Annotated in this window: 11 protein-coding genes; 6 read left to right on the forward strand and 5 right to left on the reverse strand. The window is 66.3% G+C overall.

The features are described 5' to 3' along the window. The coding region (locus tag K5Q19_RS13795; protein WP_292946171.1) for an ABC transporter permease at positions 1–1,023 on the forward strand (1,023 nt) is incomplete at its 5' end. A 140-nt stretch (positions 1,024–1,163) separates the two neighbouring features. Continuing rightward, the gene (locus K5Q19_RS13800; RefSeq protein ID WP_292946173.1) at positions 1,164–1,679 is read left to right on the forward strand and encodes a hypothetical protein; all 516 of its coding nucleotides are present in this window, start codon (positions 1,164–1,166) and stop codon (positions 1,677–1,679) included. A gap of 85 nt (positions 1,680–1,764) precedes the next feature. Here K5Q19_RS13800 and K5Q19_RS13805 read toward each other — a convergent pair whose 3' ends face one another. Continuing rightward, positions 1,765–2,139, reverse strand: coding sequence for a hypothetical protein (locus K5Q19_RS13805; protein WP_292946175.1), 375 nt, complete (start codon positions 2,137–2,139; stop codon positions 1,765–1,767). A gap of 90 nt (positions 2,140–2,229) precedes the next feature. Then, a complete protein-coding gene (locus tag K5Q19_RS13810) occupies positions 2,230–5,070 on the reverse strand; it encodes a M16 family metallopeptidase (protein WP_292946177.1) in 2,841 nt (946 codons plus the stop codon). A 100-nt stretch (positions 5,071–5,170) separates the two neighbouring features. Between K5Q19_RS13810 and K5Q19_RS13815 the strand changes: the two genes are divergently transcribed. Next, positions 5,171–7,072 (forward strand): CocE/NonD family hydrolase, encoded by a 1,902-nt coding sequence (locus tag K5Q19_RS13815; RefSeq protein WP_292946179.1) that lies wholly within the window; start codon positions 5,171–5,173, stop codon positions 7,070–7,072. A gap of 215 nt (positions 7,073–7,287) precedes the next feature. Continuing rightward, positions 7,288–7,968: a PEPxxWA-CTERM sorting domain-containing protein gene (locus tag K5Q19_RS13820; RefSeq protein WP_292946181.1), complete on the forward strand. Its 681-nt coding sequence runs from the start codon at positions 7,288–7,290 to the stop codon at positions 7,966–7,968. Positions 7,969–8,209: 241 nt separating this feature from the next. On the opposite strand, the gene K5Q19_RS13825 is transcribed toward K5Q19_RS13820, so the two are convergent. After that, positions 8,210–10,519 carry an EAL domain-containing protein gene (locus K5Q19_RS13825; RefSeq protein ID WP_292946183.1) on the reverse strand — a complete coding sequence of 770 codons (2,310 nt, stop codon included), beginning with the start codon at positions 10,517–10,519 and terminating at the stop codon, positions 8,210–8,212. 4 nt (positions 10,520–10,523) lie between these two features. Next, the gene (locus K5Q19_RS13830) at positions 10,524–11,108 is read right to left on the reverse strand and encodes a carboxypeptidase regulatory-like domain-containing protein (protein ID WP_292946185.1); all 585 of its coding nucleotides are present in this window, start codon (positions 11,106–11,108) and stop codon (positions 10,524–10,526) included. 117 nt (positions 11,109–11,225) lie between these two features. On the opposite strand from K5Q19_RS13830, the gene K5Q19_RS13835 reads away from it, so the two are divergent. Next, positions 11,226–12,113, forward strand: coding sequence for a DUF3034 family protein (locus K5Q19_RS13835; protein WP_292946187.1), 888 nt, complete (start codon positions 11,226–11,228; stop codon positions 12,111–12,113). 11 nt (positions 12,114–12,124) lie between these two features. After that, entirely contained in the window at positions 12,125–12,685 is a 561-nt protein-coding gene (locus K5Q19_RS13840; protein ID WP_292946189.1) for a group 1 truncated hemoglobin, read from the forward strand. A gap of 50 nt (positions 12,686–12,735) precedes the next feature. Here K5Q19_RS13840 and K5Q19_RS13845 read toward each other — a convergent pair. Continuing rightward, positions 12,736–13,011 (reverse strand): phosphoribosylaminoimidazolesuccinocarboxamide synthase (locus K5Q19_RS13845; RefSeq protein WP_292946191.1); only part of this gene is annotated, 276 nt, incomplete at its 5' end.

Below are 13,011 nucleotides of genomic sequence, written 5' to 3' on the forward strand. Positions count from 1 at the left end.
CTGATGATCTTCGGCTATGCGATCAACAACGATCCGCGCGGGCTGCCGATGGCGATCGAGCGGGGGGACAATTCGGTCTTTGCGCGCTCGATCGACGCGGCGCTGAGAAACACGACGTATTTCAAGGTGACCGAGCTGGTGGAAAGCCCCGGCGCTGGGGAAGAGCTGCTGCAGAACGGCAAGGTGCAGTTCGTGGTGACGATCCCCGCCGATTTCGGGCGCGATCTGGTGCGCGGGCGGCGGCCGCAATTGCTGGTGACGGCGGATGCGACCGATCCAGCCGCGACCGGCCCTGCGCTCAGCGCGATCAATGAGGCGGTGGCGACTGCGCTGGGGCATGATCTGATCGGGCCGCTGGGAGCCCGCGCGGCGGGACAATCGCCGGTCGATCTCGTGCTGCACCGCAGCTATAACCCGGAAGGGATCACCAGCCACAATGTGGTTCCGGGGCTGCTCGCCATCGTGCTTTCGATGACGATGGTTATGCTGACCGCGCTATCGGTGACGCGCGAGGTGGAGCAGGGGACGATGGAGAACCTGCTGGCGACGCCGCTGCGCCCCTTCGAGGTGATGGTGGGCAAGATCGTGCCCTATCTGGCAATCGGGGTGGTGCAGCTGACGGTGATCCTGATGGCGGCGCGGTTCCTGTTTCAGGTGCCGTTTGCGGGGCCATTGCCGCTGCTGCTGGGGGCGACCTTGCTGTTCATGATCACCAGTCTGGGGCTAGGCTTCACGCTCTCGACGCTGGCGCAGAGCCAGTTGCAGGCGATGCAGATGAGCTTTTTCTACATCCTGCCCTCGGTGCTGCTCTCAGGCTTTGCCTTTCCCTATCGCGGCATGCCGGTGTGGGCGCAGACGCTGGCCGAAGTGCTGCCGACGACGCATTTCATCCGGCTGGTGCGCGGGGTGATGCTGAAGGGCTGGGGGCTGGTGGACGCACTGCCCGAGATGGGGGTGCTGGCGGGGATGCTGGCGCTGCTCGGGTTTATCGCGGTGCGGCGTTATCAGGATACCGTGGCGTAGGCGGCTGGCATTCTGCTGCAGAATTAAATCCAATATGGTTTTAAATCAGCGGCGTGTGCAGACTGATCTGGCAAATAAATCCTTTACAAAGCGCCGCCACCCCATAGGCTCGACCCCGATTTGAAGGGGGGATATCTGAAATGAAGATTGCGCATATCGCCGCGATTGCGGCGCTGGGATTTGCTGTGTCTGGCTGCGCGACGGTGATGAACGGACCGAACGTGAAGTATCAGGCCCAGTCTGAGCCCAAGGGCGCGAAGGTCGTGTTCAGCAATGGCTCGACCTGCACGATGCCGTGCAAGATGCAGATGCGCCGCAAGGAAGACACGCGCGCAGACATCACGCTTGATGGTTATGACCCGACTTATGTGCTGGTCCAGTCGAAGCTGGGCGGGGCCTCGTTCGGCAACATCCTGCTCGGCGGCGGCGTCGGCGCGGTGGTCGATGGCGCGAACGGGGCGAGCAACCGCCTCTCGCCAAGCCCGCTTTCGGTGCAGCTGGCGCCGGCCGGGACGGGCAAGGGCGCACAGCTGCTCGACGCGAAGGGCAAGGTGGTGATGAGCGTCAAGGAGCACAACGACAAGGTGCGCACGGACGTGGCCAAGACCATCGGCGCGAAGCTGGCCGGGCTGGAAGGCGACGCCGGTCTGCAGTGAGCGGCGCTTCCTGATGGGGCCTGGAATGCGGGGCGGGGGCCGATGGGCGCCTGCCCCGTTTTCGTTGGCGCGGGATAGGCCCGGCTCAGTCCTTCTGGGGGAGCAGGTAGGCCATCGTGAGGCTGGACGGGCTGCCGGTGAAATCGACGCTGAGGCGGGCGGTTTCGCTGGTGGACTGGTTGCGGATCACGGCGATCTCGCCGGGGCCGTAGGCGTGCCTGAAGCTCGCGCCGGGGGAGACGGTGGCGATCAGCACTTCGGGCGAAGACCCGTCCTTTACCGCGAGCACGGCGACGGTGGTCTGGCCGGTGTTGCGGCCGGAGACGACCATGTCGGCCTTCTGTTCGCCGCCGAGGAGGAAGGTGTCGGCAGGCGGGACTTCGAGCTCGCTGTGGCCGGCAAAGGCGGCAGTGGGGATAAGCGCGAGCGCGGCGGCGGCGATTGCGAGACGGGTGAGCATGGCGGGTGGTCCCTCCGGCGGGCGTGGTGCCCGAGAGGAAAGCTACGCCCATTAGCGAAAAGGCCCATCCTCCCAAACGGGCAGGCGCGATCACTTGTCAGGGGCGGGGGCGCCTTCGGGGAGGACGAGCGCGATGACGGCCTGATCGGGGGCGAGGTAGCGCTTGGCGAGGGCCTGCAGATCGGCAGCGCTCAGCGCGTCGAGGCGCTGGCGGGCCTTGAAGTAGCGCTCGAGACGTTCGGGCTGGGATGCCGCGCGCTCGGTGAGGGCGAGCCAGCCGGAATTGGTCTTGAGCAGGTTGTCGATCCGCTCGCGCATCGGGGCGCGGGCGCGGGCGAGCACATCGGCATCGACCGGTGCGGCGGCGAGGCCGGCGATGGTGGTTTCGATGGCAGTGCGGGTGGCGGCGACATCGGCGACATCGACCGAGGCGTTGACGGTGAACGTGCCCCAGCCGCGCCAGACGCGGCTGAGCGAGGAGGATGTGGCCGGGGAGTAGGCCTTGCCGAGCGCCTCGCGCACCACATCGAGCACTTCGATCCCGGTGACTTCCTGCAGGAGTTCGAGGCCGATGGCGGTCACCGGATCGCTGTCGTCGGTGGTGGGCCAGACATAGCGGACGATGGCCTGGTTGGCCTCGCCCTTGTGGCGGATCACGGTGAGGCCGCGTTTGGGCGTGAAGCTGCGCTGGCGTTCGGCTTCGTAGGGGCGGAATTCGGCCTCGCGCGCGGGGAGGGCGCCGAAAGTGCGGGCGACCATGGCCACGGCGGCATCGGGATCGAAATCGCCGACGAGGGTAAGCTCGATGGCGCCCCTGGCGAGGCGGTCGCCGATATCGGCCTTGAGCCGCGCCATGGTGAGCGCCTGATAGGTTTCGGGCGGCTGGACCGTGAAGCGCGGATCGCCGCCGGAAATCACGCTGGGCAGCGTGTTGGAGAGCGCGGACGACGGCGTCGCGGTGAGGCGCGCGAAGAAGTTCGTCATGGTCTGGTGGTAGAGCTCATCCGCTTCGGTGCGCCAGCCGGGATCGGTGATCAGCGCGGCAAGGAGCTGGAGCTGCAGTTCGAGATCGCGCCGCGTGGTGCCGGCACCGAGCGTGAACGCATCGCCCGATGAGGAGATGCTGCTGCTGACCGAGCGGCCCGCGAGCAGGGTCTGCAAATCATCGAGGCTGTGCTTGCCGAGGCCGCCGGTGGGCAGCATCGAGGTCATTTCGGTGGCGGTGGGATTGGCCTTGGTATCGAGCAGTTCGCCGCCATCGAGGTAGATGCGCACGAGCACCCGGTCGGCTTCGAGATCGGTGCGCTTGAGATTGAGGCGCACGCCGTTGGCAAAGCGGATCTGGCGCAGGCCGAGATCGGCGCGGGTGACGTCGCTGGCGATTGAGCCCGGCGTGCCGAAATCGGTGTAGGCGAACGTGCCCGAGGGGACGCTGACCTTGTAGCGCAAGGGTGCGCGCAAGGCCTGTTCCCAGGTCGCGCGCAGGGCTTGCTCCCCGCCAGCCGGCGCGGTGCGGCCCTGAAAGCGGATCAGCGGGTTTTCGAGCGGCCGCGCATCGGCGCGCAGCGCGGCGAGCACGGCGGCGGGGGTGAGCGAGGCCGCATGGCGGTTGAACCGTTCAAGCGCGGAGGCCGGGGTGGTGGGCACCTTTTCATCGCGCAGCAGCTGGATCACCGCGCCGACGAGTGCATCGTTGCTGCGCGTATCGGCAGCGGCGGCAGCATTTTCGAGGCCGGTGCGGACACCCGCGATCTGTTCGGCCACTTCGGCCTCGCTGAAGCCCTTGGCCAGCGCCTCGCGATAGACCTGCGCGGCGGCGAAGAGACCGTCACGCCAGCCCTTGTCCGCCGTATCGACGACGAGATTGGTGGTGCGGCCGATGTGGAAGACTTCGCTGGTGCCCACCCCCGCGCCGCGGAACGGCGGCTGCGCGAGGCGGCTGAGGCGCTGCATGCGCCGGTTGATCACGCCATAGCCGAGCTGGCGCAGAAGACCCACGCGGCGGCTTTCTGCGGTGTCCGGTTCCTTCCGCCAGCGGCCGTGGCGCGAGACGGTGACGCGTTCGGACAGCGCGGGATCGAGGTGAATGCGCGCGGCGCCCTGCTGATCGAACAGGACGCGGCCCTGACCGGGGCGCCCGGCGGGCTTGCGCGCGGGCCAATCGGTGAAGCGCGCCCGGATCGCCGCTTCGACCGCATCGGCATCGAAATCACCAACGACGATCAGCGTGGTCTTCGCGGGCACATATTCGCGCGCCCAGAACGCCTTGAGCGCTGCCGAGGTGGCGGCCTTCAGCGATTCCACCGTGCCGATGGGGAGCCGGTCGCGAAAGTGCGCTGCGGGATAGAGGAAGGCCAGCTGGTCCTTGTTGTTTTCCAGCGCATAGCCTTGACCATCGCGCAGTTCGGAGAGGACCACACCGCGCTCGCGCTCGACCGCCTCGGGCGCGAAACTGAGCTCGCTTGCCGTCTCGCGCATGAGCATGAGCGCGGTATCGAGGAGCGCCGCCTCGTTCCGCGGCAGGCTCAGAATGTAGAGCGTGTGTTCGAAGCTGGTCTGCGCATTGGTATCGGCCCCGAAGGCAAGCCCTGCGCGTTCGAGCAGCTTGACCATCTCGCCCTCGGGCACATGGGTGCTGCCGTTGAAGGCCATATGCTCGACGAAATGGGCAAAGCCGCGCTCGCTATCGCGTTCGTCGAGCGAGCCGGTGTCGATCTGGAGCCGCACTTCGGCGGTGGCCTTGGGGCTTTCATTGTGCCGGATCACATAGCGCATGCCATTGGGCAGGCGGCCGAAGCGGAAGGCAGGATCGGGCGCGAGATCGCTTTTCTCGAAGGCCCAGACGGGCACGGGCTTTGCTGCGGCCGGGGCGAGCGGCACGGCGGCGAGGACAAGCAGGGCGAGGAGGCGGACAAGAAAGCGCAGATGCATCGCGCCCGGTTCTGACGGCTTGCGGGTGAATGCGCAATGACGCTTGGCACCGGTCCGGCGGGTGATAAGCTCGCGTCCTTGTGATGAGGGGGAATGGCACATGAAACTGCGCGCGGGTCTGGCTCTGGGGCTGCTGCTGGCAAGTGCGGCGAGCGCGTGGGCGGCGCCGGCCAAAGGGCCGGTCTACGACGAGCGGCCCGCAACGATTGTGCAGCCGGTGGCGGCGCGCGATTACGAGCGGCGCGCGGTGGATATCCCGATGCGCGACGGGGTGAAGCTGCACACCGTCATCATGATCCCCAAGGGCGCGAAGGGTGCTGCGATGCTGCTGACGCGGACCCCTTACAACGCGGAGGAAATGACCAGCCAGCACGGTTCGCCGATCATGGCGGTGGCGCTCGATGGCTATGACCATGCGCCTGATGTGGTGACAGCGGGCGGCTATATCCGCGTGGTGCAGGATGTGCGGGGCAAGTACGGCTCGGAGGGGACGTACGTGATGAACCGGCCGTTCGTCGGCACCTCGCTCAACCCGACCAAGACCGACCACGCGACGGATACCTACGACACCATCGACTGGCTGGTGAAGAACGTGCCCGAAAGCAACGGGCGGGTGGGGATCATCGGCATCAGCTATGACGGCTTCACCGCGCTGGCGGCGCTGGTGAACCCGCATCCGGCGCTGAAAGTGGCAGTGCCGATGAACCCGATGGTCGATGGCTGGCGCGGCGACGACTGGTTCCACAACGGCGCGTTCCGCCAGATTGGCATCAGCTATATATGGGAGCAGGTCGCGACGCGCGGCAACGAGAACAGGTATGAAGTGGCCGAGGCGGACGCCTATGCGCACTTCATGAAGTATGGATCGGCAGGTGCGCTGGCGAGCGCGCAGGGGCTCGATCAGATCGGGTTCTGGCAGAAGATCAAGGCGCACCAGGCGTGGGACGGGTTCTGGCAGGAACAGGCGATGGACAAGGTGCTGGCCAAGACGCCGCTGAAGGTGCCGACCTTGCTGGTCCACTCGCTGTGGGATCAGGAGGATATCTACGGCGCGCCGGCGGTGTGGAAGGCGCTGAAGCCGCAGGACAAGGATGGCCTGCTGCGCATGTCGATCGGGCCATGGTTCCACGGGCAGGCGATCGAGAAGGCCGATGCGCTGGGTGCGATCAAATGGGATGCGGATACCGGCAAGTGGTGGCGGATGAACGTGCTGGCGCCGTTCCTTGCGCACTATCTCTATGACAAGCCGATGGATGTGCCGGTGGTGACGGCCTTCCAGAGCGGGACGAACGAGTGGCAGAAGCTCGGCGGCTGGCCTGCCGCCAAGGCCGAGAAGAAGCTCTATCTGTTGCCGGGCGAAGGGCTGGGCTTCGCGCCTTCGGCTGTGGCGGGGACGGTGGACTACGTTTCAGACCCGGCCAAGCCCGTCACCTACTACCCGCGCCCCAACCAGCAGGAAGGCTATGACGGCAACCCCTGGCCGACCTGGCTGGTGGGCGACCAGCGCGCGGTTTCGGGGCGGCCCGATGTGCTGGCGTTTGTGGGGCCGGTGCTGGAAAAGCCGGTGACGATCGCGGGCGCGCCGGTGGTGCACCTGACCGCGTCCACCAGCGGGACCGACAGCGACTGGGTGGTGAAGCTGATCGACGTCTACCCCGATGCCGTGCCGGGCGACCGCGCGATGGGCGGATACGAGCTGGCCGTGGGCATGGACATCTTCCGCGGCCGCTTCCGCGAGACGCTGGCCGAGGCGCGGCCATTGAAGGCGGGTGCGCCGCTGGAATACGTGTTCGAGCTGCCGCAGGCGAACCATGTGTTTCTGCCGGGGCACCGGATCATGGTGCAGGTGCAATCGAGCTGGTTCCCGCTTTACGACCGCAACCCGCAGACGTTTGTGCCTTCGATCCTGGATGCGAAGCCGGGGGATTATGTGAAGGCGGTGCAGAAGGTGAGCGTGGGGGGCGCGGACGGGAGCTATATTGCGCTGCCGGTGGTGGAGTAGGGGGATTTGCATTGGCTGCTGCAGCTGGCCCGTCAGCGCAGACTGCGCGCCGCTTGGGTTTAGCGATCTGCGTGCATCCCCAATAAAATGGGGCAAGACAAAAAGGGCGTCTCAATTTGAGCGCTTTTCCAAATATGTCTCACTTGCTTTCGAAAGGCGCCTGTCATAGCCGTTGAAGGGTTTCTGCAGAAACCTTTACTTTTGGGGGCCAATCGATGTTTAGAAAGTTGCTTTTTGTAGGATGTATGTTATTTTCCACCGCAAGCAATGCAGCTGTGGTAGTTGACCAAAACAATCTTGCGGTGCCTGGTTTTTACGCTGGTGCGCAGGTCTACTCGTCTGTTTCCGGCAGCCCTGAAGCGGCGCAGACTTTTACAGCGGGTATTTCGGGGCTTCTCAGCAAAGTTGATCTGATGATTGGCGGGGTTGCTGACAGTGCCATGACGTTGATGATCCGGCCCGTGAATGCCGGAGTTATCGACCCGAACAATGCGAATGCGCTGGCGAGCTTTTCCATTGCATCGCCGAAATGGGGCACTCCCTTTTATCCCATCTCCACCTTTGATGTCTCTTCGGCTGGTGTCATCGTTGCTGCCGGACAGCAGTACGCTTTGTCACTTTCTTCCAACACCTCAATTTTTGCCGGATGGGCTGGCCCCGATACGACGCCATATGCCGGGGGATCTGCGTGGGGAAGAACCAGCACGACATCGGCCTGGGGTAATCCCGTCGGGACCTCTGGCGATCTGCTGTTTGCGACTTATGTGGATGATAGCCCTGCTGTAACGGCTGTACCTGAACCCTCAGTGTGGGTGTTGATGGTCATCGGCTTCGGTCTCGTCGGCGGTGCCATGCGTCGGCGCAGGTTTGCCGAAACTTTGCCCGCAGCAGCTTAATCAGTTCAGGGGTAATCAAGACCTCGCCACTTGCTAATCGTGCCGTGGTGCGACGATAGTCCACTGCACCGTGACGCAAGAGGCGAGGGAACTGATTGCGCCGTGTCCCGTCCCAATAGGGATGTCACCCTCAAGGGTGGTGAAGGGCTTTCGGGGATCTCTGGTTTACGCTGACAATTTACTGACTCCCGAAATCTGTGGGGCAGGGCGCCCCTCCCGCAAGCGGGAGAGGAGAAGTGGGTCAGCCCGCCGCCCGCTGCCGTGCTTCGCCTGCCAGCCGGTCGATCAGGGCGGGGACGGCGGCGTCTGGCACGGGGCGGCTGACGAGGTAGCCCTGGATGAGGTCGCAGCCTTCGCGTTGCAGGGCTTCCATGGTGGATTGGAGTTCGACCCCTTCGGCCAGCGTTTCGATGCCGAGAGCGGCGGCCAGCGTGGTGATGGCGCGGATGATCGCGCCGGCGCTGGCGTCTCGGCCGAGGTCGCGGACGAAGCTCTGGTCGATCTTGAGCTTGTCGAAGGGGAAGCTGCGCAGGTAGCTCAATGAGGAATAGCCGGTGCCGAAATCGTCGAGCGCGATGCGGACGCCCAGCGCGCGCAGGCTGTGGAGCATGGCGAGGGTGCGCTCGACATTGCCGATGAAGATGCTTTCGGTGATTTCGAGTTCCAGCCGGTTTGCGGGCAGGCCGGAGGCGGCGAGGGCCTGCACGATGGTCTGGGCAAGGACCGGGCTGGTGAACTGGCGCGGCGAGATGTTGACCGCGACGGAGAGATCGCCGGGCCAGGCGGCGGCGCGGGCGCAGGCATCGCGGATCACCCATTCGCCGATGGGAACGATGAGGCCGGTTTCCTCGGCAAGCGGGATGAAATCGGCGGGGCTGACCATGCCGCGCTGGGGGTGGTTCCAGCGGATCAGCGCCTCGAAGCCCTTGAGGCGCTGCTCGGCCATCGAATAGAGCGGCTGGAAGTGCAGCTCGAAGCCGCCATCGCGCACGGCGCGGCGCAGATCGAGTTCGAGCTGGCGGCGGCGGCGGGCCTCTTCATCGAGCGCGGCTTCGAAGAAGTGGTAGGTGCCCTTGCCCTCGCTCTTGGCGCGGTAGAGCGCGAGATCGGCGTTCTTGAGCAGTTCGTCGCTGGTGGCACCGTCCGACGGGCCGACCGCGACGCCGAAACTGGCGGTGAGCTGCACCGCGCGGCCGCCGATATCGACTTCATCGTTGAGCGCGCTGTGGATGGTGCGGGCGAGCGAGGCGGGATCGGCGGTTTCGGCAAGGCCGCTGACGAGGAGGCCGAATTCGTCTCCGCCGAAGCGGGCGACCATGTGATCGGGGAACAGTTCCTGCAGGCGCTGGCCGGCCTTGCGCAGCAGTGCATCGCCCGCGGGGTGGCCAAGCGTGTCGTTGATGATCTTGAAATTGTCGAGATCGACGAAGACGACCATGGTGCGGTAGGCCGGGGTCTGGCGGGCGACGGTGCGATCGAGCTTTTCGGTGAAGAAGCGGCGGTTGGGCAGCGAGGTCAGGCCATCGTGCAGCGCGCTGTGGACGATCTGGCGCTCGCGCTCCTCGATGGCATCGACCATCGCGTTGAAGCTTTGCGCAAGGTCGGCGACTTCGGCATCGCCGGTGACGGGGACCTTGGCGACCGTGCCGCCGGCATAGCGCTGGGCCGCGCCGGCGAGCTGGCTGAGCGGGCGGCTGATGCTGCGCGCGATGCGGGACGCGAGCCAGAGCCCGGCGAGCGTGCCGACAAGGGCGATGACCATCAGGATCGTGTTGAGCGCGCGGTAGGCCTCCATCGCCTGATCGAGCGAGTGGCTGAGGATGAGCCGCGGCTCGATCCCGCGCTGCAGGCTGGGGAGCGCGGAAAGGCGGACGAGCTGGCGGCCCTGGGGGGAGGGCAGTTCGCCGATATGGCCGAGGCCGAGTTGGCGCTGGGCAGGGGCGAGCGTGGTGGCGGGGGCGACCGAGGCCTTGATCGGGACAGCGGAGAGGCGGCCCAGGGCATCAAGATCGCGCGTGCCGAGCGGCTGGGCGAGGATGAGCAAGCCGGCGAGATCGGGGATCTCGATCGGCGCGGCGACGGCGAGGCCGAGCTGGCCCTTGAGATCGATGACGCCGTTGTCCTTTCCGGCATCGAGCGCGGGGAGGAGGGCATGCCCGTCGAGCGCGGGGGCGCCGGGGCTGGTCACCACGGTGCCATCGAGCATGACGACGGCCGCGACTTCGGCCCCGCTGCGCTCGCCGAGGCTGGCGAGCGCGGAGCCGAGGGTGGCGCGGTCGTTGGTGGCGAAAGCCTCGCGGAAACCGAAATCGCGGGCGACGACCATGGCGGCATCGCGCAGCTGCCCGGCGCGGCTGGCGATCAGCTGTTCGAACACGCGGGCGTTGGCCGCCATGTCGCGTTCGGCGACGGCATGGGCAAAAAGGCTGACGCCGCTGCCCGCAACGCCGACGGTGACGGCCATCACGCCTGCGAGCAGCGCCATGAACAGCGCGGCGATGCGCGCGCGCAAGGTGCGGGGGCGGAAGCGGGCGAGGAGGGCAGCGGGCATGGGATCAGCGCAGCTCTATCGTGAGGCGGGCCGGGGTGCCGGGCGCGATAGTGAGGGTCTGCACCGTCTCGTTGCCGCTGCCGCGCAGGCGCGGGTGCCATACGGTGACACGGTAGGTGCCTGAGGGGAGCCCATCGATCAGGCCGCGCCCGTTGAGATCGGTGGCGGCGGCATAAGGCGTATCGGTGACGCGGATATAGCCGCGCATCTTGTCGTGGATATTGCAGCCGAGCGCGACGGTGCCGGTGATCGGGAAGCGCTGGCTGCGCGTCTGATCGCGGCCGTAGAGATCGATCTGGAAGCGCGCGGGCCTGGAAAAGCTGTAGATGCTGTGGCGCACCGTATCGAGATTGGGGAAGGCGACGGTGGAGCCTTGCGGCACGATCAGGGTGCCGGGCACGAAGGTCTGGTTGCGCTGGGCCATGGCATTGCGCCAGGGAAACACGACCGCGCGGGTGCTGCCGGGGGGCGCCGGAACCTCGATCACGGCACCTTCGACGGGAAGGCCGCGCTGGTCGAACACCTGCACCACGCCCTGCTGCGGCCCGGTTGCCGACACTCCGATCAGGCACAGGAGCCCGAGGGGCAACCGACTCAGAAAGCGCTGCAGCATATGCCGGGTTTCGCACGGTTTTCCTAAGAACTGGTCAATCGTGCGCGGCGCTGCCTTTACCAATCTGCAAGGGGCTCCGGCTAACGATAGGGAATGCCCAAGAGCCTTGTTCTTACTGCCCTCGCCTGCGCAGTGGGGGCGCTGGTTTCCGGCGCTCCGGCGGCGGCGCGCGATCTTGTCAGCTTCGACAGCGGCAAGCTCATTCTGACCAATGGCGTGACCACGATCGAGGGCAGCGGCGGCGGGGGCCTTGCGACCTGGGCGACGATTTCGGGCATGGGCACGGACCGCGCGGTGGGCGTCTCGGCGCATGCGACGATTGTCGAGCTGCCCGACTTCCGGCTCGACACGCATGGCATTGCAGTGGGTATCCGCGACCGGGTGGAGCTCGCTTATGCGCGGCAGAACTTCAACACGCGCGCGGTGGGTGCGGCGCTGGGGCTGGGGCGCGGGTTCCAGTTCAATCAGGACATTTTCTCGGCCAAAGTGCGGCTGGCGGGCGATCTCGTCTACGGTCCGGGCTGGCTGCCGCAAGTGAGCGTGGGGGTGGAGCACAAGCGCAACCTTGATGGCGCAATCGTGCGCGCGGTGGGAGCGAAGGCTTCGGCGGGCACCGATTTCACGGTGAGCGCGACCAAGCTGTTTCTGGGCGCGAGCGTGCTGGCCAATGCGACCTTGCGCGTGACCAAGGCCAACCAGTTCGGGCTGCTCGGTTTTGGCGGGGACAAGCATGCGGGGCGCAGCGTGCAGTTCGAAGGTTCGCTGGCCTATATGATCACACGCCGGCTGGTGGTCGGCGGCGAATGGCGCACGCGGCCGGACAATCTGGGGATTGCGCGCGAGGATGACGCCAAGGACCTGTTCGCGGCCTGGGCCGTGACGCGCCATGTGACGCTGACCGCAGCCTATGTCGATGTCGGCTCGGTGGCGACCTTTGCAGGCCAGCGCGGCGGGCTGCTTTCGCTGCAACTGGCCTATTGAGGGGACCTGCGATGATGTTCCTGCTGCCTTTCCTGATGGCCGCCGCGCCGCTGGCCGAACCGCCTGCCGCGCCGGTTCCCGCCACAACGGAAGCGCCGGTTGACTGGGACAAGGAATTCGGCGTCGTGCGCAAGGAGCGCGATCCGGTGACGGGCGAGATTCCGGTCGATCCCTATGTGCAAAGCGATGCCAATGCCGGCGCGAAACCCTATAGCGGCGAGGGACTGGCGCGCGCGTTCGGCGGGCAGGCGGGCATCCGCCGGATTACCGACCGCGCGCTGGATCTGAGCCATGCGGACCCGCGGATCAAGGCGATCTTCGAGGAGCACGACATGGTGCGGCTGCGGCGCACGCTGTTCGAGCAGGTGTGCTACCTGCTGAACGCGGGGTGCCGCTACACCGGGCGCGACATGAAGACCGCGCACAAGGGGCTGGGAACGACGCGCGCCGATTTGAACGCGCTGGTCGAGAACCTGCAACGCGCGATGCGCGAGGCGCATGTGCCGTTTGCGGCGCAGAACCGGCTGCTGGCGAAATTGGCGCCGATGAGCGGGGATGTGACGGAGCGGTGATTTTCACCACCCCCAACCCCCTCCTCTGAAGAGGAGGAGGCTTCGAGGCCTTACTTCTTGCCGCGCAGTTTGCGGTGGGCGCCGAGGTCGAAGACTTCGCTCGGGCCGCCGTCGTTTTCGAGCAGGCCGAGGCGGCGGGCGACTTCCTGGTAGGCTTCTTCCTCGCCGCCGAGGTCGCGGCGGAAGCGGTCCTTGTCGAGCTTTTCGCCGGTGACCATGTCCCAAAGGCGGCAGCCGTCGGGGCTGATCTCGTCCGCCAGGATCACGCGGCTGTAGTCGCCATCCCAGATGCGGCCGAACTCGAGCTTGAAATCGACGAGGCGGAT

Source organism: Novosphingobium sp., assembly GCF_019748365.1.
Classification (GTDB): Bacteria; Pseudomonadota; Alphaproteobacteria; order Sphingomonadales; family Sphingomonadaceae; genus Novosphingobium.